At 66.0% G+C, this 20,255-nt stretch carries 23 protein-coding genes and 1 pseudogene; 13 read left to right on the top strand and 11 right to left on the bottom strand.

The features are described 5' to 3' along the window. Nucleotides 1–11 precede the first annotated feature (11 nt). The 3 genes from AB4Y43_RS36855 to AB4Y43_RS36845 form a co-directional block, all read right to left on the bottom strand. Nucleotides 12–599 (bottom strand): YSC84-related protein, encoded by a 588-nt coding sequence (locus tag AB4Y43_RS36855; RefSeq protein ID WP_069268066.1) that lies wholly within the window; start codon nucleotides 597–599, stop codon nucleotides 12–14. 128 nt (nucleotides 600–727) lie between these two features. Further along, nucleotides 728–1,171, bottom strand: a complete 444-nt coding sequence (locus AB4Y43_RS36850; protein ID WP_069268065.1) for a hypothetical protein — start codon at nucleotides 1,169–1,171, stop codon at nucleotides 728–730. A 311-nt stretch (nucleotides 1,172–1,482) separates the two neighbouring features. Continuing rightward, nucleotides 1,483–1,803, bottom strand: coding sequence for a PsiF family protein (locus tag AB4Y43_RS36845; RefSeq protein ID WP_342945740.1), 321 nt, complete (start codon nucleotides 1,801–1,803; stop codon nucleotides 1,483–1,485). A 204-nt stretch (nucleotides 1,804–2,007) separates the two neighbouring features. On the opposite strand from AB4Y43_RS36845, the gene AB4Y43_RS36840 reads away from it, so the two are divergent. Continuing rightward, a complete protein-coding gene (locus AB4Y43_RS36840; RefSeq protein ID WP_368606470.1) occupies nucleotides 2,008–2,304 on the top strand; it encodes a YciI-like protein in 297 nt (98 codons plus the stop codon). A gap of 34 nt (nucleotides 2,305–2,338) precedes the next feature. On the opposite strand, the gene AB4Y43_RS36835 is transcribed toward AB4Y43_RS36840, so the two are convergent. Then, the gene (locus AB4Y43_RS36835) at nucleotides 2,339–3,010 is read right to left on the bottom strand and encodes a phosphoribosyltransferase (protein WP_368683058.1); all 672 of its coding nucleotides are present in this window, start codon (nucleotides 3,008–3,010) and stop codon (nucleotides 2,339–2,341) included. Nucleotides 3,011–3,278: 268 nt separating this feature from the next. Between AB4Y43_RS36835 and AB4Y43_RS36830 the strand changes: the two genes are divergently transcribed. Continuing rightward, a complete protein-coding gene (locus AB4Y43_RS36830) occupies nucleotides 3,279–3,500 on the top strand; it encodes a hypothetical protein (protein WP_069268061.1) in 222 nt (73 codons plus the stop codon). Between the two features lie 15 nt (nucleotides 3,501–3,515). Here the strand turns inward: AB4Y43_RS36830 and AB4Y43_RS36825 are convergent, their stop codons facing one another. Continuing rightward, nucleotides 3,516–4,373: a LysR substrate-binding domain-containing protein gene (locus AB4Y43_RS36825; RefSeq protein WP_368730032.1), complete on the bottom strand. Its 858-nt coding sequence runs from the start codon at nucleotides 4,371–4,373 to the stop codon at nucleotides 3,516–3,518. Nucleotides 4,374–4,508: 135 nt separating this feature from the next. On the opposite strand from AB4Y43_RS36825, the gene AB4Y43_RS36820 reads away from it, so the two are divergent. The 3 genes from AB4Y43_RS36820 (at nucleotide 4,509) to AB4Y43_RS36810 (ending at nucleotide 6,952) form a co-directional block, all read left to right on the top strand. Continuing rightward, on the top strand, nucleotides 4,509–5,669 hold the full coding sequence (locus tag AB4Y43_RS36820; protein WP_342945743.1) for a 2-aminoethylphosphonate--pyruvate transaminase: 1,161 nt from the start codon (nucleotides 4,509–4,511) through the stop codon (nucleotides 5,667–5,669). 54 nt (nucleotides 5,670–5,723) lie between these two features. Beyond that, nucleotides 5,724–6,527: a phosphonoacetaldehyde hydrolase gene (gene phnX / locus AB4Y43_RS36815; RefSeq protein ID WP_368730031.1), complete on the top strand. Its 804-nt coding sequence runs from the start codon at nucleotides 5,724–5,726 to the stop codon at nucleotides 6,525–6,527. Nucleotides 6,528–6,634: 107 nt separating this feature from the next. After that, on the top strand, nucleotides 6,635–6,952 hold the full coding sequence (locus AB4Y43_RS36810) for a YnfA family protein (protein WP_342945745.1): 318 nt from the start codon (nucleotides 6,635–6,637) through the stop codon (nucleotides 6,950–6,952). Nucleotides 6,953–6,964: 12 nt separating this feature from the next. On the opposite strand, the pseudogene AB4Y43_RS36805 reads toward AB4Y43_RS36810, so the two are convergent. After that, a pseudogene (locus tag AB4Y43_RS36805) lies at nucleotides 6,965–7,102 on the bottom strand (thioesterase); the annotation flags it as partial. A gap of 88 nt (nucleotides 7,103–7,190) precedes the next feature. After that, on the bottom strand, nucleotides 7,191–7,367 hold the full coding sequence (locus AB4Y43_RS36800) for a hypothetical protein (protein WP_342945746.1): 177 nt from the start codon (nucleotides 7,365–7,367) through the stop codon (nucleotides 7,191–7,193). Nucleotides 7,368–7,609: 242 nt separating this feature from the next. Here AB4Y43_RS36800 and AB4Y43_RS36795 point away from each other — a divergent pair, with 242 nt between their 5' ends. The 5 genes from AB4Y43_RS36795 to AB4Y43_RS36775 all read left to right on the top strand — a co-directional run bounded on the left by AB4Y43_RS36795 (nucleotide 7,610) and on the right by AB4Y43_RS36775 (nucleotide 10,336). Then, the gene (locus tag AB4Y43_RS36795; RefSeq protein WP_342945747.1) at nucleotides 7,610–7,942 is read left to right on the top strand and encodes a hypothetical protein; all 333 of its coding nucleotides are present in this window, start codon (nucleotides 7,610–7,612) and stop codon (nucleotides 7,940–7,942) included. A gap of 4 nt (nucleotides 7,943–7,946) precedes the next feature. After that, nucleotides 7,947–8,519 (top strand): cupin, encoded by a 573-nt coding sequence (locus tag AB4Y43_RS36790; protein ID WP_342945748.1) that lies wholly within the window; start codon nucleotides 7,947–7,949, stop codon nucleotides 8,517–8,519. A 70-nt stretch (nucleotides 8,520–8,589) separates the two neighbouring features. Then, nucleotides 8,590–9,033: a PRC-barrel domain-containing protein gene (locus AB4Y43_RS36785; protein ID WP_256094983.1), complete on the top strand. Its 444-nt coding sequence runs from the start codon at nucleotides 8,590–8,592 to the stop codon at nucleotides 9,031–9,033. A gap of 137 nt (nucleotides 9,034–9,170) precedes the next feature. Then, nucleotides 9,171–9,992, top strand: coding sequence for a polyphosphate kinase 2 (ppk2, locus tag AB4Y43_RS36780; RefSeq protein ID WP_342945749.1), 822 nt, complete (start codon nucleotides 9,171–9,173; stop codon nucleotides 9,990–9,992). 89 nt (nucleotides 9,993–10,081) lie between these two features. After that, nucleotides 10,082–10,336: an RNA-binding protein gene (locus AB4Y43_RS36775; protein WP_254313976.1), complete on the top strand. Its 255-nt coding sequence runs from the start codon at nucleotides 10,082–10,084 to the stop codon at nucleotides 10,334–10,336. 113 nt (nucleotides 10,337–10,449) lie between these two features. Here AB4Y43_RS36775 and arcC read toward each other — a convergent pair whose 3' ends face one another. From arcC to arcD, 4 genes are all read right to left on the bottom strand, one after another. Further along, a complete protein-coding gene (gene arcC, locus AB4Y43_RS36770; RefSeq protein ID WP_069268050.1) occupies nucleotides 10,450–11,379 on the bottom strand; it encodes a carbamate kinase in 930 nt (309 codons plus the stop codon). Between the two features lie 106 nt (nucleotides 11,380–11,485). Next, complete coding sequence (locus AB4Y43_RS36765) at nucleotides 11,486–12,496, bottom strand: ornithine carbamoyltransferase (RefSeq protein ID WP_342945751.1); 1,011 nt, start codon at nucleotides 12,494–12,496, stop codon at nucleotides 11,486–11,488. 59 nt (nucleotides 12,497–12,555) lie between these two features. After that, a complete protein-coding gene (gene arcA / locus AB4Y43_RS36760) occupies nucleotides 12,556–13,806 on the bottom strand; it encodes an arginine deiminase (protein ID WP_342945752.1) in 1,251 nt (416 codons plus the stop codon). A 16-nt stretch (nucleotides 13,807–13,822) separates the two neighbouring features. After that, the gene (arcD, locus tag AB4Y43_RS36755; protein ID WP_368661794.1) at nucleotides 13,823–15,190 is read right to left on the bottom strand and encodes an arginine-ornithine antiporter; all 1,368 of its coding nucleotides are present in this window, start codon (nucleotides 15,188–15,190) and stop codon (nucleotides 13,823–13,825) included. A gap of 720 nt (nucleotides 15,191–15,910) precedes the next feature. On the opposite strand from arcD, the gene AB4Y43_RS36750 reads away from it, so the two are divergent. From AB4Y43_RS36750 to AB4Y43_RS36740, 3 genes are all read left to right on the top strand, one after another. After that, a complete protein-coding gene (locus AB4Y43_RS36750) occupies nucleotides 15,911–17,905 on the top strand; it encodes an acetoacetate--CoA ligase (RefSeq protein ID WP_342945753.1) in 1,995 nt (664 codons plus the stop codon). Between the two features lie 79 nt (nucleotides 17,906–17,984). Further along, nucleotides 17,985–18,989 carry an AraC family transcriptional regulator gene (locus tag AB4Y43_RS36745; RefSeq protein ID WP_342945754.1) on the top strand — a complete coding sequence of 335 codons (1,005 nt, stop codon included), beginning with the start codon at nucleotides 17,985–17,987 and terminating at the stop codon, nucleotides 18,987–18,989. 242 nt (nucleotides 18,990–19,231) lie between these two features. Then, on the top strand, nucleotides 19,232–20,255 hold a 1,024-nt coding region (locus tag AB4Y43_RS36740), incomplete at its 3' end, for an acyl-CoA dehydrogenase family protein (protein ID WP_368730030.1).

The following is a 20,255-nucleotide window of genomic DNA, read 5'->3' as shown; positions in this document are numbered from 1 at the left end:
CCGCGGGGCGCCTAGAGCTCGAGTTTCGTGATCTTCGTGCCGCCGAGCGAGAGGTCGCCGATCAGCCCGCTGTTGGTGAGCACGAAGACCTGCACGGGCTGGGTGGCCGTGGTGGTGTCGATCGAGCCGTTCGCGCCGACCTTCACGAGCGCGACCGACGCGTCGCCGCCTGCCGACCAGCCGCTCGAATTGCGGAATTTCGCCAGCGCGTCTTCCGTCATGAAGAGATAGATGACGGACTTCGACTGCACGCCGAGCGTTGCGCCAACCGACGCCGACGACGTGCTGTAAAAGCCAACCGTGCTGCCCCCCACGCGCAGCGCGCCGTCGCCGTGTTCGCCGCCGACGCCGATGCCCGCCTGGATCACGCGCGGAAACACCAGAATGCCGCGAGCCTTGCCGACCAGTTCGCGCGAGCCCGGCACCGTCTGATAGAGGCGCGACAGGGTGGCGTCGACGTCGGAGTTGATCGAGTCGGCGCGCGACGCATTGGTCGCGGGGCTGGGGGCCTGGCTGCCGGTGGTGGTACAGCCCGAGAGTGTCGCGACGCCGACGGCGATTGCGACAGAAGCCTTCAAAAGCATGCGAGATGCGTTCATCTTGTTCTCCGTTCTAGTTGCCGGGCGCCGCGATGTCACAGCGTCCCGTCGTTATACCCGAACGTCCCGACCCGCTCTTTGAGGCTGCGCAGCACACACGCTGTGCGCTGGGGCATGCACGAAACGCGCTAGCGCTCCGGCACGGGCTTGGCCGTGGGCCGACGCAAGGCGCGCTTCACGCCGCCGATGAGCACGCCGATCGCGAGCAGCACCGCAGCGGGCACGACCCAGTAGCCGACAAACGCGTGCCACAGGTAGCCCGCAAGCGTCGTGCGCCGCACGGCGTATTCGTCGCGCGCTTCCTGCTGGCGCTGCGCGTTCGCCGCGAGCACCGCGGCGGGGCAGCCGGCTGCACGCGCGGTTTCGGGCGTGCCGTGGCAGCGCAGCGGGGCGCCGGCGTCGCGCTCGGCGTCGGTGAAGGTCCAGGAGGTCAGCGCGCGCTGCAGATCCGCGCGGTTATACGCCATCTCGTCCTGAACCTCGCGCACTGCGACGATCATCACCGGCACGAGCCAGAAGGTGATCACCATGAGCCAGCGGCGAAACCAGCGGTTCTTGTGTCTCCATGCCATCTGCGCCTCCGTTCGATGCCATTGGCATCAACGTCAACGCGGCAGCCCGATGGCTAATGTGTGATTTCGCGGGGAGGGGCCGCCGCTGCAGCCATCATAGGAGAAAAACGGCACGTCCGAATGCGGGTCATGACGCAAATCCGCGCAAACCTGCACGATTTCGCATCCGTCGACGACGATTCGCACAACCGAAGACACTGGCGCTGCAACGCACAAAAACAGCGCATAAAAAAACGCGCCGCAGCAAAGGCTGCGGCGCGCGGATCCTGCGAGCGCAAACGGGTGCGGGAGCGTTCCCGAACCCGCTTCGCTCAGCTCTTCGTCGAGAGGCAGGTCTTCATGAATGCCTTGCGGTCGTCGCCCTTCTTGTCGCCGGCCTGGGCGTTGCACGCCTTCATGCGCTCTTGCTGGGTCATCGTCGGAGCCGGAGCGCCGGCAGTCGAAAGGCACTGCTTCATGAATGCCTTGCGGTCGTCGCCTTTCTTGTCGCCGGCCTGGGCGTTGCATGCCTTCATCTTGTTCTGCTGGCTGTTCGCCGCCGGCGCGGAAGCGGGTGCGGCGGTCTGTGCGAACGCCGGCGCGGCCAGCACGCCGCCCAGCACGATTGCAGCAATGACGGATTGCATCTTCATCGTTCACTCCCTTGACTTTGGACGTTCTCAGTTGACGTGCGGCCAGCCGTAAAGGCCGGTGCGCCTCGCGCGCGCCGCCATTATGGCAAAGCTGCCATTAAAACGACGTAGCGATGTGTTCGGTTGACGCGCGCGCTGCTGCACAATGTTCGCTATCGGCCGTCGACCCAGTCCGGCGTGGCCGCAACGACACGGAGAACGCGCATGCATTACCTCTTGATGTACGAACTCGCAGACGACTACCTCGAACGCCGCCCCGAACACCGCAGTGCGCATCTGAAGCTGGCATGGGCGGCCGTCGAACGCGGCGAGTTGCTCCTGGCGGGTGCGGTTGCCGATCCCGTCGACAACGCGCTGCTGCTTTTCCAGGGTGACAGTCAGGCCGCGGCCGAAGCGTTCGCGCGCGCCGACCCGTACGTGCTTTCGGGGCTCGTGAAGCATTGGCGCGTGCGGCCCTGGCAAACGGTGGTGGGCGAAGCGGCGTCGAATCCGGTGAAATAAGGCGCAAGTGCAGCGGCGGCGCAACCCGCGCGGCTTAGCTCTGCGCGTCGCCGCGCGCGTCGTTCGCCGCAGCTTGAGCCAACAACTCGCGCACGGTGTCGTCGCTGACCTGATCGAAGTCGAGATAGAACTGGCCGACGCTGTAGAACGCCTCGGGCATGCGCGCACAGACGAATTCGTCCACCGTCCTGCCGAGCCGGTCCCGCGAGCCCGAGGGCGCGACCGGCAGCGCTGCGACGATGCGCGCGGGGCCAAGCGTGGCGAGCGCGAGCGCCGCTGCCTTCAGCGACGCGCCCGTGGCCATGCCGTCGTCGACGATGACCGCTACACGGCCCGCCACCGCAAGCGGAGCACGCTCGCCGCGATAGCGCGCCTCGCGCCGGCCAAGCTCGATGCGTGCGAGCGCCATGGCGCTCTGCAACTGGGCCTCGCTCACGCCGGCGCTGCGTACGAGCGCACTGTCCACGTACTGCGCGCCGTTCGACGACAGCGCGCCCATGGCGAGTTCCGGCTGCCAGGGCAGGCCAAGCTTGCACACGGGCAAGACATCGAGCGGCACCTGCAGCGCCTTCGCGACTTCATAGGCTACGGGCACGCCGCCGCGCGGGAGCGCGAGCACGATGACGTCGCGTCTGCCCGCGTAGGCCGAGAGCGGGCCGGCGAGCGAACGGCCCGCCTCGCGGCGATCGGTAAAGGGGCGTTCCATGAAGAGGTCCTCCCATTTCGTTGCAGGCAAACTGGCCAAGGGCCGCGCAACGATGCGTTCAGTTTGCCACTCGCGGCCACACGCTGCTGGTAAAAAGGGCACCTCGCCGGCTTCCACGATGCGGCGCGCAATGCGAGCGGTCGTGCATGCCACTGCCCGCGCGATCCATTGCGGGGCGGCGCTCATTTGCATACGCGGATTTCTCGTTTGGCGCGGGCGTATCGCCTCGCTACGATGAAGTCGATCCCGCCACCGACGAGGTCTTGCCATGTCCGAATCCGCCTCCTTCAAGCCGCGCGTCGTCGAACCGGTCGTGCCCGATGCCCCCGACGGCCTCGGGCTCGCCGTCGAGCTGTGGCTCGCGCGCCCGGTCGACGGCATCGCGGGCCGGGCGCTGCGGATTCACCTGCGCCACGGCGCGCGCATGGAGCAGGCCGAAACGCTGCGCGATCTGCTCCATGCCGTCGGCACCGCTATCGTGGTGTCCTGACGGCCCTCCCGTCGCTCAATCGAGCGGAATGGCAAAGAGCGCGTCGAGCAGATTCGACGATGTCGTGTCGGCGAGGCGCGTAAGCGATTCGACCATGCGCACCTGGCAGTCCACGAGTGGCAGCATGCGAATGCGCCGCGACTCGCCAAATTCCGCATGCGCGATCACACCCACGCCCACGCCCTGCGCAATGGCCGTTTGCAAGGCCTCGCGGCCACCCACGTAGAGCACGGGCTGGACCTGCAGTCCTTTGCGCACGAGTTCGGCTTCGAGCAACTGCTGCGTGACCGAATGCGTTTCGCGAAACACCATGGGCTCGCGCACGAGTTCCTCGTACGTCATGCGGCGCTTTTTCGCGGCGGGGCTTTCGGCGGGCACGACCGCGACCAGCGGTTCCTCGCGCAGCACGCGGGCCTGCAGCCGGCTGTGAACCTGACGCGCGGCCGTGATCGCGGCGTCGGCTTCGCTCGCGAGGACGCGGCGCATGCATTCCGTCGCGTTCGCGATCGAGAGCTTGATCACCACCCCCGGATAGCGCCGCCTGAACGCGCCGATCAGCTTGATGGCGAGGTCGGGCGCGTCGGCGGCGAGGGCGAGTTCGCCCGATTCGAGCGCGCCTGCCGCTTCGAGAAGCCGCCGCGCGTCGCGCTCACACCCCACCATCTGACGCGTCACCGCGAAGAGTCGTCGCCCGAGTTCGGTGAGTTCCACACCGCGAGGGCCGCGTTCGAAGAGTTTGACCCCGAAATCCTGTTCGAGCCGCCGCACATGGTCCGATACGGCCGGCTGCGTGAGCGAGAGCGCCTGCGCGGCGCGTGAGAACCCGCCGTGTTCGGCGACCGCGTGAAAAGCCCGCAATTGCGCGTATTGCATGTCGAAACACTCCGGCGACAGGAGAAAAACTGGATAAGTTCAACTTATATCGACATCGATTATATCGATTTTACCGATGGATGGCGCTGCGCTAACGTGTCGGGATCGACTGTCCCGACGCCCACTGGAGCCCGCATGACCACCCCCGCCGAGCCGTATCTCCTGACCCCCGGACCGCTTACGACCGCAGCCTCGACCAAGGCCGCGATGCAGCGCGACTGGGGCTCGTGGGACGCCGACTTCCGAGCCATGACCGCGCAATTACGCGCCGCGCTGCTGCAGATCGCGGGCGACGAGCAGGGTGAATACGACTGCGTGCCGTTGCAGGGCAGCGGCAGCTATTGCGTCGAGGCGATGCTCGGCAGTTTCGTGCCGCGCAATGGCCACGCGCTCGTGCTCGCCAACGGCGCGTATGGCAAGCGTATCGCCACGACGCTGCGCTACCTGGGTCGCGAGCACACCGTGCACGACACCGGCGACTACCTGCCGCCGCGCGCCAAAGACGTCGAACAGCTGCTGATCGCGAACCCGGACATCACGCATGTCGTCGTCGTGCACTGCGAAACCAGCTCGGGCATTCTGAACCCGATCGAGGAGATCGCGGCCGTGACGGCCCGCCAGGGGCGGCGCCTTCTGGTCGACTCGATGAGCGCGTTCGGCGCGGTGCCGCTCGACGTGCGCACGCTGCCTTGCGACGCGTTCGTCTCCTCGGCCAACAAGTGCATCGAGGGCGTGCCGGGCTTCGGGTTCGTGATCGCAAAGAAGGAAGTCCTGAACAACGCAAAGGGCGTGAGCCACTCGCTCGCGCTCGATATCTACGACCAGTGGGACGTCATGAACCGCACCGGCCAGTGGCGCTTCACGCCGCCCACGCACGCGGTGGCCGCGTTCATTGAGGCGCTGCGTCTGCACGCGCTCGAAGGTGGTCAGCCGGGGCGCCTTGCACGCTATGCGCGCAATCGCGACGTGCTCGTCGAGGGCATGCGCGGGCTCGGTTTCGAGCCGCTGCTGACCGAAGCCTGGCGCTCGCCCATCATCGTCACGTTCTTTTCGCCGGCCGATCCCGCATTCGACTTCGCGCGCTTCTACGAACTGATGAAGGCGCAGGGTTTCATCATCTATCCGGGCAAGCTGACGAGCGTGGAGAGCTTTCGCGTCGGCTGCATCGGCGCACTCGACGAGACCGTCATGCGCCGCGTCGTGGCCGCGTGCGGCGAAGCGCTGCGCACGCTCGGCGTGGCAAGCGCTGCGCCCGCGCCGGTCGACCTCGGCGCACGCGAAGCGCTCGCCGCGTAATACGCACAGATCGTCAAGACTCCACATCATCGATTTTTTAGCAGGACGCATGCAATGAAACACGTCAAGGCAGTAATTTTCGACTGGGCGGGCACCGTGGTCGACTACGGTTCGCGCGCGCCGATGGGCGCGTTCGTCGAGACCTTCGAGCAGTTCGGCGTGCCGATCACGATCGACGAGGCGCGCGGGCCGATGGGCATGGCCAAGCGTCCGCACATCGCGGCGCTGATGGCGCTGCCGCGCGTCGCGGCGGCGTGGGAAGCGCACTACGGCCACGCGCCTGGCGAAGCCGATATCGACGCCGTGTACGACGTCTTCGTGCCAAAGAACGTCGCCGTGGCCGCGCAGTACAGCGACGTGATTCCGGGCGTGGCGGCCGTGACCGCCGCGCTGCGTGCCGACGGCGTACGCATCGGCTCGACCACGGGCTACACGCGCGAAATCATCGACCAGATCGTGCCGGGCGCGAAGGCTCAGGGTTTCGATCCGGACAGCATCGTTTGCACGGGCGACACGCCCGAGGGCCGGCCGTCGCCATACATGATCTACCGCGCGCTGCCGCAGCTCGGCGTGTGGCTCGCGCGCGACGCGATCAAGGTGGACGACACCGAAGTCGGCATCGAGGAGGGCATCAACGGCGGGACGTGGGCGGTGGGTGTCGCGGTGAGCGGCAACGCGTTCGGCCTGACCGAGGAAGAAGTTCGCGCGCTCGCGCCCGAAGAATTCGCGCGCCGCCGCGCCGCGGCCGCGGAACGCCTGCGTGCGGCGGGCGCGCACTACGTGATCGACAGCGTCGCCGATCTGCCGCCCGTGGTGAACGAGATCGAAGCGCGGCTGGCCCGCGGCGAGCGGCCCTGAGGCGACCCGAAGGGAACTGAGGGGAACAGAGCGGTACGTTGCGAAGAACGCGCAGGCGGCCTCGCCGCCTGCGTTACCATGGGCGCCCCAGCCACTAGCCGCCGCCCATGAAGACGTTTGCGCTTTTCGTCGTGACCGCGCTCGCCGAGATCATCGGCTGCTATCTGCCTTATCGCTGGCTGCGCGAAGGCGCGAGTGGGTGGCTCCTCGTGCCCGCCGCTGCCTCTCTCGCGCTCTTCGCGTGGCTGCTCACGCTCCATCCCACGGCCGCCGGGCGCACCTATGCGGCCTACGGCGGCGTCTATGTCTGCGTGGCGATTCTCTGGCTCTGGGCTGTCGAGGCGATCAGGCCGAGCCCCTGGGACTGGGCCGGCATCGGCTTCACGCTGGCCGGCATGGCGCTCATCATGTTCCAGCCGCGCTGAGCGAATCCAGGCTCAGCCGAGCGTATTGACTTGCGGAAACTTGTCGCGGAAGGCCCGCGGCATCGGCACGACCTTTTTCGCTTCGTAGTCGAAGAACACGAGGCCCGATTTCGCGATGGCGATGAGCGCGCCATCGGCCGGCCGCGTGATGGACGAATGGCCCGAGGTGAAGGCCGCCCCGTCGCGCCGCTTGCGAGCCACCGGCTGAGCGCTGCCGCGCCATGGCGGCGCAAGCGCGCTAGCGCAGGCGCTCGGGTGGCGCTTCAGGCGGAGGATCGCCTTCCGGTACGGGCGGCGGCTCGCTGTCCGGTACCGGAGGAGGTGGCGGACGATGCGGATCGTCGGGCTCCTCGGTCGGCAGATGAGCCTCGGGGCCGCGGCCAACACGAGCGGCGGGCAGGAAATTCGAACGCATAGACCTCTCCGGGATACACGAAGCGTGCGCCAGATGGGGCGTCGCAGCCCCTCGGCCTCGCCGTCGCGCGAATCGATTTGCCCGGCTCGGCGCAAACGCCGTGCCCCGCAGGTCGCCGGGGCCTGCCGGGGCCGGTACGCGGGTTGCTGCTTATCAAGCCGGGACCGGCGCGGTCAGCTCGCTTCGACGGTGCGGGGTCCTGGCATCCGGGCTCGCAACGTACTGAAGGAGGACCGCTCACCATGCACACCCGACCGACGAAGGTTTTCGCGCCCGGCGCGCTCGCGCTGGCACTCGTCCTGGAAGGAGCAGCGGCGGGCGCGGCGCTCGCGCAGGACAACACCGGCGCGGATCGGCCGACCACGGCGCCCGCCACCGAGTCGAGCGGGGCGAAGGCCAACGGCGTGTACCCGGCGCCGACCCAGGGCGTCGAGAAGGGCGTGCCCGCCAGCAAGGGCGCACAGGCGACGCGAACGACACATTCCTCGAAACACAAACCGCATCACGCAAAAAAGCCGGCAAACGGCGCGGCGGGCGCGTCGGCCGCCGCGGGCGGCAGCGCTGCGAGGGAGTAAGACGATGTATGAAGATCGCGCCTTTCATTTTCCGCGCAAACTGCGCGAAAGCCGTCCGGCCCAACGCGAAAGCGGCGTCGAAACTTTCGTCCTCGCCGCGCACGGCTGGGTGCCGAACAACGCCCGGCTTCCCGTCATCGTCTATCGGCGCGCGCTGGCGCCAGGCGCCCATGACCTTGCACGGGCATTCAACGAACGCTTCGAGGCGAACGGCTGGCCGGTACAATGGCTCGACGGCGTATTCGACTATCACCATTTCCATTCCACGGCGCACGAGGTGCTGGGCGTGTTCGCCGGCACCGCCGAGCTGATTCTCGGCGGCCCGGGCGGGCGCGTGCTGCGCGTGCATGCCGGCGACGCGCTGCTGCTGCCGGCCGGCACCGGTCATTGCCTGCTGTCGCTCGCCGGCGGCTTTCGCGTAGCGGGCGGCTATCCGCGCGGGCAACAGTGGGACATCCGCCGCGACGCGCTGACGTCGGCGGAGTTGCGCGCCATGCAGGCGCTGCCGTATCCCGCAAGCGATCCCATTTACGGCGAACGGGGGCCGTTGATCGAGCATTGGCTCGCGCAGGCGTGAGCGCGCCAGGCACAGCGCTTGCCTTCAGGCGGTATTCGCCGTGCATTCGCACAAGGGATAGGGGGATACCATGACGACACAATCGAATCGCCCGCTGAATATGCGAGACCTGGCTTGTCGCCGCGCTTGTGCGCTCGTCGTCTCGTTCGGGTGCACGTTCGGCTGTGCGCTGGGCGTACCGTCTGCCGCGCTCGCGCAGGGCGCACCGCAATCGATCGCCGTGCAGCGCATGGCGACGGTGCAGTCTGGCACCGGATTTCGCGCCTCGAAGCTCGTGGGCTCAGACGTCTACGACAATAGCGGCAGCAAGATCGGCGCGATCGACGACATCGTGCTCGAGTCGCCTAACCAGGGTGCCTTCGCGATTCTCTCCGTGGGCGGCTTCCTCGGTCTGGGCAAGCATCTCGTGGCCGTGCCGTTCAACGACCTGCGCATCGACAGCAAGCAGATCGTGCTGCAGGCCGACAAGGACCAGCTGAAGGCCATGCCTGAGTTCAACTACGCGCACGAATGACGCGCTCGTAGGTGAGCGTGATTGCCGGAGGTCGAGACGGCCAGGGCCTGAGTCCAAAGTCCTATTGCGCGCTCCGCGTCCACCCACCATAGTGGATGGATGCCTCGTGTGAGGCCTCTGAAGCGGGGAGCGATTCAATGGCGAAGAAAGAGGAAGTCAAGGCGGCGAGCGCAGCCGCGCCGGCAGAAAAACTCAGCGAAAAGGCCTATCAAAAGGAACTCGGGCGCCTGCATGGCGAACTCGTTCGCTTGCAGGAGTGGGTGGTCCAGAAGCGCCTCAGGGTATGCATCCTGTTCGAAGGCCGCGACGGCGCAGGCAAGGGCGGCACGATCAAGGCGCTCACCGATCGGGTCAGCCCGCGCGTATTTCGCGTATTCGCGCTGCCCGCGCCCACGGAGCGCGAGAAGTCGCAGATGTACTTCCAGCGCTACCTGCCGCTGCTGCCCGCCGCGGGCGAAATCGTGGTGTTCGACCGGAGCTGGTACAACCGTGCGGGCGTCGAGCGCGTGATGGGCTTTTGCACGCCGGAACAGGCCACGGAATTCCTGCGCGGCGTGCCGCTCATCGAACGCGCCATCATCGACTCGGGCACGATCCTCATCAAGTTCTGGCTCGAAGTGAGCCAGCAAGAGCAGACCCGGCGCCTCGAAGGGCGCATCAACGACCCGCGCAAGATCTGGAAGCTTTCGCCCATGGACCTGCTGTCGTATAGCCGCTGGTACGACTATTCACGCGCGCGCGACGAGATGTTCGACATGACGGATACGCCGGAATCCCCATGGTTCGTTGTGCGATCCGATGACAAGAAGCGCGCGCGTCTGAATGTCATCAGCCATATCCTGAACACCATTCCGTACAAGGCGCTGCCGCGCGAGAAGGTCACGCTGCCCGAGCGCCAGAAGGCACAAGGCTACCGCGACCCGGACTATCGTTACCGTTACGTGCAGGAGAAGTACTGAGCGGCATCGCGTCGGACCCGGCGCAGCTTGTCGTCGCGCCGGATAAAACCACACTATCATCACGATTGAACGCTCACGAGGGGTAGACCATGGCCGAGCTGCTGTTGGGTAATATCGACGAACACGTCACCGACGCCGAAATCAACGAGTTTCTGGAGCGCTACGGTTTCCCGCCGTACGACGCGATTCAGCGCATCGAGGGAGCGGGCCGTCCCGGCGCGCTGCTCACCTTCCACGCCGCGAGCGAGGAGGGTTTGCGCCGCTTGCAGGGACGCATTAACAACCTGTTCTGGCGCGAGCACACCATCAGCGCACAGGTCATGCCGCCCGCACGCGAGGAATAGGCGCACGCAACTACACAACAGGGCGCGCACCGCGGCTACGCCAGCTGCGGTGCGCGCCCTGCATTTTCAGGCACCGTTTCGAGGCGGCCGCCCGCGAACCGTAAAGGCCAGCCTCAATAGAAGATCAAACCCGGCCGCTGCGTGCTCACGCGCGTACCCGCCTTGCCTTGGGTGATCGCCACGATATCGGCCAGCGCGCCGATCACCGCATCCTTGCCGGTGTTGCGCGCGAACTCCGCGGCCGCCATGACCTTCGGACCCATCGACCCGGCCGCGAAGCCCAGCTTCTCCAGTTCGTCGGGATGCGCGCTCGCAATCGCCTTTTGTGACGGCTGGCTCCAGTCGACGTACGTGGCGTTCACGTCGGTCGCGATGATGAGCATATCGGCCTCCAGCTCCTGCGCGAGCAGGGCGGAGCACAGATCCTTGTCGATCACCGCCTCCACGCCGCCCAGCTTGTGGCCTTCGCCGTAGAGCGTCGGAATGCCGCCGCCGCCCGCGCAAATCACGATCGTGCCGCGCTCCAGCAGCCATTTCACGGGGCGGATCTCGAAGATGTGCTTCGGCCGCGGGCTCGCCACGACACGGCGGAACTTGTCACCGTCCGGGGCGATGGCCCAGCCGCGCTCCGCGGCGAGCTTCTGCGCCTGCTCCTTCGTATAGACCGGGCCGATCGGCTTGCTCGGATGCTGGAACGCAGGATCGTTCGCGTCCACTTCGACCTGGGTGAGGATGGTCGCGAACGGCACCTCGTACGGCAGGAGATTGCCGAGTTCCTGCTCGATCATGTAGCCGATCATGCCCTCGGTCTGCGCGCCGAGCACGTCGAGCGGGTAGCCGGGCACGTCCTTGTAGGCCTCGCCCTGCAGCGCGAGCAGGCCGACCTGCGGCCCGTTGCCGTGGGCGATCACCAGTTCGTTGCCCTGCGCGATCTGCGCGATCTGGGTGGCCGCGAGGCGCACGTTCTCGCGCTGGTTCTCTGCCGTCATCGGCTCGCCGCGACGCAGCAGCGCGTTGCCGCCAAGCGCAATCACGATTCGCATGTCTGACTCCCAAGGTGATGCGTGTCGGTGAAGCGGGGCGCATGCACCGCGTTACCGGGTTTGCAACCCGGCCGCGCGGCGCACGCGCGCCGTCGAGCGGTACGGCTCAAATGTCGGCGAGCGTCGAAACGAGAATCGCCTTGATCGTGTGCATGCGGTTTTCCGCCTGCTCGAAGGCCAGATTCAGTGGCGATTCGAATACTTCCTCAGTGACCTCGACGCCGTTCTTCAACTCGGGATACGTGTCAGCGATCTGCTTGCCGACCTTGGTCTCGCTGTTGTGGAAGGCCGGCAGGCAATGCATGAAGCGCGTTTGTGCGCTGCCGCTCGCCTTCATGAGTGCCATGTTCACCTGGTAAGGCAGCAGCACCTTGATACGTTCGCCCCAGGCTTCCATGGGCTCGCCCATCGAGACCCACACGTCGGTGTGCACGAAATCCACGCCCTTGACGGCTTCCTTGGGGTCTTCGGTGAGCAGCATGCGCGCGCCGCTTTCCTCGGCGAACTTCTTGCAGTCCGCCACGAGATCGTCGTGCGGCCAGAGCGACTTCGGCGCCGCGATGCGCACGTCCATGCCGAGCTTCGCGCCAATCAGCAGCAGCGAGTTGCCCATGTTGTTGCGGGCGTCGCCCAGATACGCGTAGCTGATCTGCGTGAGCGGCTTGTCCGAATGCTCGCGCATGGTGAGTACGTCGGCGAGCATCTGCGTGGGGTGGTATTCGTCGGTCAGACCGTTGAATACCGGCACGCCGGCGAACTTCGCGAGTTCCTCGACGATGTCCTGTTTGAAGCCGCGATACTCGATCGCATCGTACATGCGGCCCAGCACGCGCGCCGTGTCCTTCATGCTTTCCTTGTGGCCGATCTGCGACGAGGTCGGATCGATATAGGTGACGTTCGCGCCCTGGTCGTAGGCCGCGACTTCGAACGCGCAGCGCGTGCGTGTGGAGGTCTTCTCGAAGATCAGCGCAATGTTGACGCCCTTGAGGTGCTGCTGCTCGGTCCCTGTGTATTTGGCGCGCTTGAGGTCGCGCGAGAGGTCGAGCAGATAACGCAGCTCGCGGGTGCTGTGGTGCATGAGACTAAGCAGGCTGCGGTTGCGCAGGTTGAAAGCCATGTCGTTTCTCCGTTGCGAATGCAGTGGGAATGCAGTGGGAATGCGAATAGGGGCGGCGCTCAGACGGCGTCGCGCACGATCGGGCAAGTCATGCAGTGGCCGCCGCCGCGCCCGCGGCCCAGTTCGCTCGCCGTGATCGTGATGACCTCCACGCCGGCCTTGCGCAGCAGCGTATTCGTATAGGTGTTGCGGTCGTAGCCAATCACGACGCCGGGCTCGACGCACACCACGTTGTTGCCGTCGTCCCATTGCTCGCGTTCGGCCGCGAACGCGTTGCCGCCGGTCTCGACGATGCGCAGACTCTTCAAGCCCAGCGCTTCTGCCACGACGTCCACGAAGGGCTTCTCCTCGCGGCGCAGGTCGAGCTTCGAGGGACTCTTGTCGTCGGGGCGAATCGAGAACGGCACGATCTCGTTGACCACCTCCGGGAAGATCGTCACGAGGTCGCGGTCGCAGAAGCTGAACACCGTGTCGAGGTGCATGGCCGCGCGCGACTTGGGCAGGCCCGCCACGACAATGCGCTCGGCGCCGCCCTTGGCGAAGATGTTCTGCGCGAGACGGCCGATCGCCTGGCGGCTCGTGCGCTCGCCCATGCCGATCAGCACGACGCCATTGCCGATCGGCATCACGTCGCCGCCTTCGAGCGTGGCCGCGCCATGGTCCTCGTCGGGGTCGCCGTACCACACCTGGAAGTCCTTGCCCGCGAACTCGGGGTGATAGCGGTAGATGGCCGTGGTGAGCAGCGTTTCCTGCCTGCGCGCCGGCCAGTACATCGGGTTGAGCGAGACGCCGCCGTAGATCCAGCAGGTCGTGTCGCGCGTGAAGGTGCTGTTGGGCAGCGGCGCGAGCACGAAGCTCGAATAGCCCAGATAGCGGCGAAATTCCTTGAGGATCTTGCTTTGTTCGGTATCCGGAATATCTTCGGCGACCACGCCGCCGATGAGGAATTCCGCGGTCTTGCGCGGCTCGAGCCCTTCGAGCCAGCTGCGCACCTCGCCGGCGAGCGACACGCCCACGGTCTCGGGGCGAACCTTGCGATCGAGGATGTATTTGAGCCCTTCGGGGTGTTGCACCGTTTCCGTGAGCAGATTGTGCATTTCGAGGACGTCTACGCCGCGCTCCCGCATTTTCGTGACGAAGTCGAAGTGGTCGCGCTTCGCCTGGCTGACCCAGATCACGTCGTCGTAGAGCAGCTCGTCGCAGTTGCTGGGGGTGAGGCGTTGATGCGCGAGACCCGGCGCGCACACCATGACCTTGCGCAGCTTGCCTGCCTCCGAATTGACGCCGAAGGCGACAGTGTCCGTACTCATCATGAGACTCCTCGAATCAAAGGGTGAGAAAGCCCTTGTACAGGCCGAAAGCCGCCAGCAATGCGCCAATCAGCACAGCGGCGAAAACGAACTTCTCGATGGTGGTGAATACGGGCTGGCCGACCTCGCGTTTTGCGCGTGCGAACAGGACGATGCCCGGCGCGTAGAGCAACGCGGAGAGCAGCACGTATTTGAGGCCGCCGGCGTAAATGAGCCAGACCGCGTAGATTACGGCGACGCCCGCGATGACGAGGTCCTTGTTGCGCTCGCCGCTGTCGGCCTCATACGTTTCGCCGCGCATCGCGAGCAGGAATGCGTAGGCTGCCGACCAGAAGTAGGGCAGCAGGATCATCGAGGTCGCGAGATAGATGAGCGAGAGATACGTGCCCTTCGAAAACAGCGTGATGACGAGGAAGATCTGCACCATGCCGTTCGTGAGCCACAACGCGTTGGCCGGCACGTGCTTCGCGTTTTCCTTGCGCAGGAAGTTAGGCATCGTGTGGTCGCGCGCGGCCGAAAAGATGATTTCTGCGCACAGCAGCACCCACGAGAGCAGTGCGCCCGCAAGCGACACGACGAGGCCCACGCTGATCAGAATCGCGCCCCAGTGGCCGACCACGTTTTCGAGCACGCCGGCCATCGAAGGATTCTGCAGTGCCGCGAGTTTCGGCTGCGTGAGTACGCCGAGCGACAGCACGTTCACGAGCACGAGCAGGAGCAGCACGCCGACGAAACCGATGACCGTGGCCTTGCCGACATCGCTGCGCTTTTCCGCCCGCGCAGAGAAGATGCTCGCGCCTTCAATGCCGATGAACACCCACACGGTCACGAGCATCATGCCGCGGACCTGGTTCGTCACGCTGCCGAGCTTGGGATTCATTTGTCCCCAGAAGTCGGCCGTGAAGGTGCTGGAGCGGAACGCAAACACGCAGATGATGATGAAGAGGCACAGCGGCACCAGCTTCGCGACCGTGGTGATCTGGTTGACGATCGCGGCCTCCTTGATGCCCCGCAGCACGAGAAAGTGCAGCGCCCAGAGCAGCACCGAGGCGCAGACGATGGAGATCGGCGTGTTGCCCTCGCCGAACACCGGGAAGAAGTAGCCGAGCGTGCTGAACAGGAGAACGAAGTAGCCGACGTTGCCGAGCCACGCGCTGATCCAGTAGCCCCAGGCCGAGCCGAAGCCCATGTAGTCGCCGAAGCCGGCTTTCGCGAAGGCGTAGACCCCGCCGTCGAGTTCGGGTTTGCGGATGGCCAGCGACTGGAACACGAACGCGAGCATGAGCATGCCGACCGCGGTGATCGCCCAGCCGATCAGCACCGCGCCGGCGTCGGCGCTGGCCGCCATGTTTTGCGGCAGGGAAAAGATACCGCCGCCCACCATCGAGCCCACGACGAGGGCGGTGAGCGCGCCAAGGCGCAACTTGTTGGCAGAGGCTGGCGTGGCGGCGCTGTCGGGCTTGGCCGCGGGGTGAGACGAAGACGTCGATTCGGACATGCGCGATCTCCTGTACGAGCCGGCTGGGTTGCAGTTCTCGCGCTGCGCGCGAGCCCATCAACATGCTGGTGCCTGAATCTGCAGCGCGGATCGCATGCCGCGAGAGCGGAACCCGTGCCGCTACGCGCTCAATCTGATAGGGGGCGCGCAAAATGACAATAAGACCTTGGTCCGATAGGAAGAGGCGGTTCGACGGGAATTAGGCAAATTAAAGGCGTCAATGGATTGCAGTTTTATGACGGGCCTTATGCCAATTGCGTACGGAATGGGGCCGTTTGCCGGACTTTGCCGGCAGACAGGCATTGCGCGGCGCAGGGTAAATTCGCGGTTCGATCTATTTGTGCAGGACAACTCGCATGTGAATTTCGATTAATCTTAGATTAAATCGGGAAGCCAAATATTGATCGCGCGTAAGTGTTCAATCACCTCTTTTATTCGAATTATTGGAAATAATTACAAGTTGATGTGCCATTACGCGCGACGTTATCGGACATCATTGCCAGCAAACGCGATAGGAAACCTTCCACTGGTTTCCCTGAATTGTTCGACGCGTACCGGCTCCGGCACCATTAGGTCAAACGAAGCCACACGAGCCCACGCAACGAGATGAACGAAACCGTTCCCGCATCCGCTCCGGCCTGGACGCCGGCACCGCAGCAGGTCGAGTCCGCCCGCATAACGCGGTTCATGAAGTGGCTCGGCGAGGCGCGCGGTCTCGCGTTCGACGACTACGACTCGCTCTGGCGTTGGTCAGTCGAGGACATCGACGCTTTCTGGTGCGCGCTGTGGGACTGGGCGCAGATTCCCTCGCGCGAGCCGCGCGGCGTGGCGCTCGCCGATGCGGCGATGCCCGGTGCACGCTGGTTTCCGGGTGTCGAGTTGAACTACGTCGAGCGGGCCTTTCAGCTCGCGAGCGACGCGCGGCCGGCGATCGTTTCGCGCAGCGAGAGCGGCCCCATGGCGGGCCGCACGCGCGAATTGAGCTGGGCGGAGCTGCGCCGCCAGGTCGCGGCTTGCGCGGCCACGCTGCGGCGCATGGGCGTGACGCGCGGCGACCGTGTGGCGGCCTTCATGCCGAACACGCCCGAGACGGTCGTGGCATTTCTCGCCACCGCGAGCGTGGGCGCGATCTGGTCGGTGTGCTCGCCCGACATGGGGCCGCTCGCGGTGCTCGACCGCTTCCGGCAGATCGAGCCGAAGGTGCTCTTCGCCGTAGACGGCTACCGCTACGGCGGCAAGCCGCACGACCGCCGCGAGCTGATTCACCATCTGCTGCGCGAGCTGCCGAGCGTGGCGCATCTCGTATTCGACCCGCAGCTCGACCCGGACGCCGACGCGAAGGTGTACCCGCAGGCCACGGCATGGCGCGACGCGATCGCTGGAAACGTCCCGCTCGAAATCGAACATGTGTCGTTCGATCATCCGCTGTGGATCGTCTATTCGTCGGGCACGACGGGCATGCCCAAGGCCATCGTGCATTCGCACGGCGGCATCGTGGTGGAGCACGTAAAGCTCACCGCGCTGCATCTCGACCTGAGCCCGGGCGACCGGTTCCACTGGTACGCCAGCACGAACTGGATCATGTGGAACTGCCAGGTGGGCGGCCTGCTCGCGGGCGCGACGCTCTGCCTCTACGACGGCAACCCCACGTATCCCGACGCGCAGGCGCTGTGGCGCTTCGTGGGCGAGACGGGCGTGACGTTCTTCGGCGCGGGGGCGGCATATTTCCAGGGGTGCCTGAAGGCCGGTGTCGAGCCGCGTGCCGCGGCCGATCTGTCGCGCCTGCGCGCGGTCGGTTCGACCGGCTCGCCGCTGCCGCCCGAAGCGTACGCGTGGATACTCGAGCAGGTAGGGCCCGTCTGGATCGACGCGATTTCCGGCGGCACCGATTTCGCGGGTTGCTTCCTCGCCGGCGTGCCGACCTTGCCGGTCTATCTCGGCGAAATGCAGTGCCGGTGCCTGGGCGCGCGCGTCGAGGCGTTCGATGAAGCCGGGCACGCGCGCATCGACGAAGTCGGCGAACTCGTGTGCACTGCGCCCATGCCTTCGATGCCGCTTTGCTTCTGGCGCGACGACGCGAACCGGCGCTACCGCGAAAGCTACTTCGACATGTTTCCCGGTATCTGGCGCCACGGCGACTGGCTGCGCATCACGCCCCGCGGCGGCGCGGTCATCTACGGTCGCTCGGACGCCACCATCAACCGCCACGGCATCCGCATGGGCACGAGCGAGCTGTATCGCGCGGTGGAGTCGGTGCCCGAAGTGCTCGACAGCCTCGTGGTCGATCTCGAGTACTTGGGGCGCAGCTCGTCGATGCCGCTCTTCGTGGTGTTGCGCCCGGGTGTCGATCTGAGCGACGCGCTCGCGCAGCGCATTCGCGCACGCGTGCGCGAGGCACTCTCGGCGCGCCATGTGCCCGATGAGATCCATCAGGTTCAGGCCGTTCCGCGCACGCTGTCAGGCAAGAAGATGGAGGTGCCGATCAAGCGGCTTCTGCTCGGCCAGCCGCTCGAGAAGGTGGCCAATCCGGACACCATGGCCAACCCGGAAAGTCTCGCGTGGTTCGATGCATTCGCGCGGGCGAGGGGCCCGGCCGCGTGATTTCGGCCGCGCCGATTTAAAATGGCGCGCGGGCCGACGCCGAAGTCTGTCCGTTTCCGCGGCCTTTCATCGTCAATGCATGCCATCGCCTAGCGCCACCGTTCCCATCTCGCTCGTCAACGGCTTTCTCGCCGGCGCGGGCGCCGAGCCCAGCGTGATCCGCCGCTATCTCAACGAGGCGGGCATCGCGCTCGAACTGCTCGCCAAGCCGGGCGGCCGCGTGACGGAAGAGCAGTTCTCCACGCTCTACCAGACGCTCGCCATCGAACTCGACGACGAGATGCCCGGCATCTTCAGCCGGCCGCTGCGCAGTGGCACGCTCAAGTTTCTCTGCCTGAGCCTGCTCGATGCGCGCAACCTCGAAACGGCGCTGCATCGCTTCGACCAGTTTTTCCACATCGTGCTCGACGATTTTCGGCTCGAATCGCGCCGCCATGGGCTCGTGGCCCAGGTGGCATTACGCGCCAATCCGGCGTACGGCGCGATCGGGCCGCTCGGGCAGGAGCTGACGCTCAAGCTTGCCCACGGTGTGTCGTCCTGGCTGATCGGGCAGCGGATCCCGCTGCTGCAAGTCGATTTCGCCTGCGCGCAGCCGCCGCACGCACTCGATCACCGCTACTTCTTCCCGGGGCCCGTGCGCTTTGGCCGCGAGGCCACGCTGATGCGCTTCAGCGCGGCCTATCTCGACATGCCGATCCGGCAGAGCAAGCGCAACCTGCGCGCGTTTCTCGCGCGCTCGCCCGGCGACTGGATCTTCGAGACCTTCAGCGAGCAGCTGGTGAGCCACAACGTGCGCCAGTACCTGGCCGCGCAACTGCCCGATCTGCCGACCATCGAAGCGGCGGCCGACAGCCTGCACTGCTCGGTGCGTACACTCTGCCGGCGCCTCGCCGCAGAGGAAACCACGTTCCAGGCGCTCAAGGACGAACTCCGCCGCGACGTGGCGATCCAGCGCCTCACCGACACCCAGGACACGATCGCGGCCATCGGCGGCGATCTGGGTTTCGACGACCCCAGCGCCTTTCATCGCGCCTTTCGGCACTGGACGGGCAGCACGCCCGGCACCTACCGCCGCCGAGGCTGAGCGGCTGGGCGCCTGAGCGTCGCCCTGCGCAAAGTCGGGTCGCCCAGCCATGTTGGCGGGGCACAGCAGCCGATAACGTGGCCAGAATTGTCACCATGTGGTCCGGTTTGGACAGTGGTTTGGCGACCGATTGACGCTACGATCCGTCCTGTACTGCCGCAAGGTGGCCACCCAGGTGTCCCTGGTGATCCTGGCCCGGCGGCGCATCCATTTTGACCCCTGAGTGACTGGAAGGACCGATCATGAGCTACAACGCCCCCGTCAAGGACATGCTGTTCGTGCTGAAAGAGCTGGCCGGCATCGACGCCGTCGCAACCCTGCCGGGTTTCGGAGACGCTGGTTTCGACACTGCGCAGGCCGTGCTCGACGAGTGCGCGAAGCTCTCCGGCGAAGTCATCGCGCCGCTGAACGTGGAAGGCGATCGCGTGCCCAGCAGCTGGCGCGACGGCGAGGTCACGGCGACGCCTGGCTTCGCAGGGGCGTTCCGCCAGTATGTCGAGGGCGGCTGGCAGGGTCTGCAGCATCCGACCGAATTCGGCGGCCAGGCGCTGCCCAAGCTGATCGCGACGCCTTGCATCGAAATGCTCAACGCGGCGAACCTTTCGTTCGCGCTGTGCCCGCTGCTCACCGACGGCGCCATCGAGGCGCTGCTCACCGCGGGCAGTGACGAACTGAAGGCGCGCTACGTGCCGAAGCTCATCTCCGGCGACTGGACCGGCACGATGAACCTCACCGAGCCGCAGGCCGGCTCCGACCTCGCGCTGGTGCGTTCGCGCGCCGAACCGCAGGGTGACGGCACGTACAAGGTCTTCGGCACCAAGATCTTCATCACGTGGGGCGAGCACGACATGGCGGAGAACATCGTTCACCTCGTGCTGGCTCGCACGCCCAACGCGCCAGAAGGCGTGAAAGGCATCTCGCTCTTCGTCGTGCCGAAGTTCCTCGTCAACGACGACGGCTCGCCCGGCGCGCGCAACGACGTGCATTGCGTATCGATCGAACACAAGCTCGGCATCAAGGCGAGCCCGACGGCCGTGCTGCAATGCGGCGACCACGGCGGTGCGATCGGTTACCTCGTGGGCGAGGAGAATCGCGGCCTCGAATACATGTTCATCATGATGAACGCCGCGCGCTTCGGCGGGGGCATGCAGGGCGTGGGCGTGGCGGAGAGCGCCTACCAGAAGGCCGTGGCGTACGCGAAGGAGCGTGTGCAGAGTCGCCCCGTGGATGGCTCGCTCAAACAGTCGGCGACCATCATCCATCATC

The organism is Paraburkholderia sp. BR10872 (assembly GCF_040965835.1).
Lineage (GTDB): Bacteria > Pseudomonadota > Gammaproteobacteria > Burkholderiales > Burkholderiaceae > Paraburkholderia > Paraburkholderia nodosa_A.
Note: the sequence above shows the minus strand (reverse complement) of the source record. Positions and strands in the feature narration are given on the sequence as shown.

Bases quoted from the DNA above. Each gene is read 5' to 3' on its own strand.
- phnX (WP_368730031.1), top strand. From the start codon at position 5,724: ATGAAACACGTCAAGGCAGTAATTTTCGACTGGGCGGGCACCGTGGTC.
- arcA (WP_342945752.1), bottom strand. From the start codon at position 13,806: ATGAGTACGGACACTGTCGCCTTCGGCGTCAATTCGGAGGCAGGCAAG.
- AB4Y43_RS36810 (WP_342945745.1), top strand. From the start codon at position 6,635: ATGAAGACGTTTGCGCTTTTCGTCGTGACCGCGCTCGCCGAGATCATC.
- arcD (WP_368661794.1), bottom strand. From the start codon at position 15,190: ATGGTGGGCGGCGGTATCTTTTCCCTGCCGCAAAACATGGCGGCCAGC.
- AB4Y43_RS36820 (WP_342945743.1), top strand. From the start codon at position 4,509: ATGACCACCCCCGCCGAGCCGTATCTCCTGACCCCCGGACCGCTTACG.
- arcC (WP_069268050.1), bottom strand. From the start codon at position 11,379: ATGCGAATCGTGATTGCGCTTGGCGGCAACGCGCTGCTGCGTCGCGGC.
- AB4Y43_RS36845 (WP_342945740.1), bottom strand. From the start codon at position 1,803: ATGAAGATGCAATCCGTCATTGCTGCAATCGTGCTGGGCGGCGTGCTG.
- AB4Y43_RS36800 (WP_342945746.1), bottom strand. From the start codon at position 7,367: ATGCGTTCGAATTTCCTGCCCGCCGCTCGTGTTGGCCGCGGCCCCGAG.
- AB4Y43_RS36830 (WP_069268061.1), top strand. From the start codon at position 3,279: ATGTCCGAATCCGCCTCCTTCAAGCCGCGCGTCGTCGAACCGGTCGTG.
- AB4Y43_RS36775 (WP_254313976.1), top strand. From the start codon at position 10,082: ATGGCCGAGCTGCTGTTGGGTAATATCGACGAACACGTCACCGACGCC.
- AB4Y43_RS36855 (WP_069268066.1), bottom strand. From the start codon at position 599: ATGAACGCATCTCGCATGCTTTTGAAGGCTTCTGTCGCAATCGCCGTC.
- AB4Y43_RS36835 (WP_368683058.1), bottom strand. From the start codon at position 3,010: ATGGAACGCCCCTTTACCGATCGCCGCGAGGCGGGCCGTTCGCTCGCC.
- ppk2 (WP_342945749.1), top strand. From the start codon at position 9,171: ATGGCGAAGAAAGAGGAAGTCAAGGCGGCGAGCGCAGCCGCGCCGGCA.
- AB4Y43_RS36745 (WP_342945754.1), top strand. From the start codon at position 17,985: ATGCCATCGCCTAGCGCCACCGTTCCCATCTCGCTCGTCAACGGCTTT.
- AB4Y43_RS36750 (WP_342945753.1), top strand. From the start codon at position 15,911: ATGAACGAAACCGTTCCCGCATCCGCTCCGGCCTGGACGCCGGCACCG.
- AB4Y43_RS36850 (WP_069268065.1), bottom strand. From the start codon at position 1,171: ATGGCATGGAGACACAAGAACCGCTGGTTTCGCCGCTGGCTCATGGTG.
- AB4Y43_RS36790 (WP_342945748.1), top strand. From the start codon at position 7,947: ATGTATGAAGATCGCGCCTTTCATTTTCCGCGCAAACTGCGCGAAAGC.
- AB4Y43_RS36825 (WP_368730032.1), bottom strand. From the start codon at position 4,373: ATGCAATACGCGCAATTGCGGGCTTTTCACGCGGTCGCCGAACACGGC.
- AB4Y43_RS36765 (WP_342945751.1), bottom strand. From the start codon at position 12,496: ATGGCTTTCAACCTGCGCAACCGCAGCCTGCTTAGTCTCATGCACCAC.
- AB4Y43_RS36840 (WP_368606470.1), top strand. From the start codon at position 2,008: ATGCATTACCTCTTGATGTACGAACTCGCAGACGACTACCTCGAACGC.
- AB4Y43_RS36795 (WP_342945747.1), top strand. From the start codon at position 7,610: ATGCACACCCGACCGACGAAGGTTTTCGCGCCCGGCGCGCTCGCGCTG.
- AB4Y43_RS36785 (WP_256094983.1), top strand. From the start codon at position 8,590: ATGACGACACAATCGAATCGCCCGCTGAATATGCGAGACCTGGCTTGT.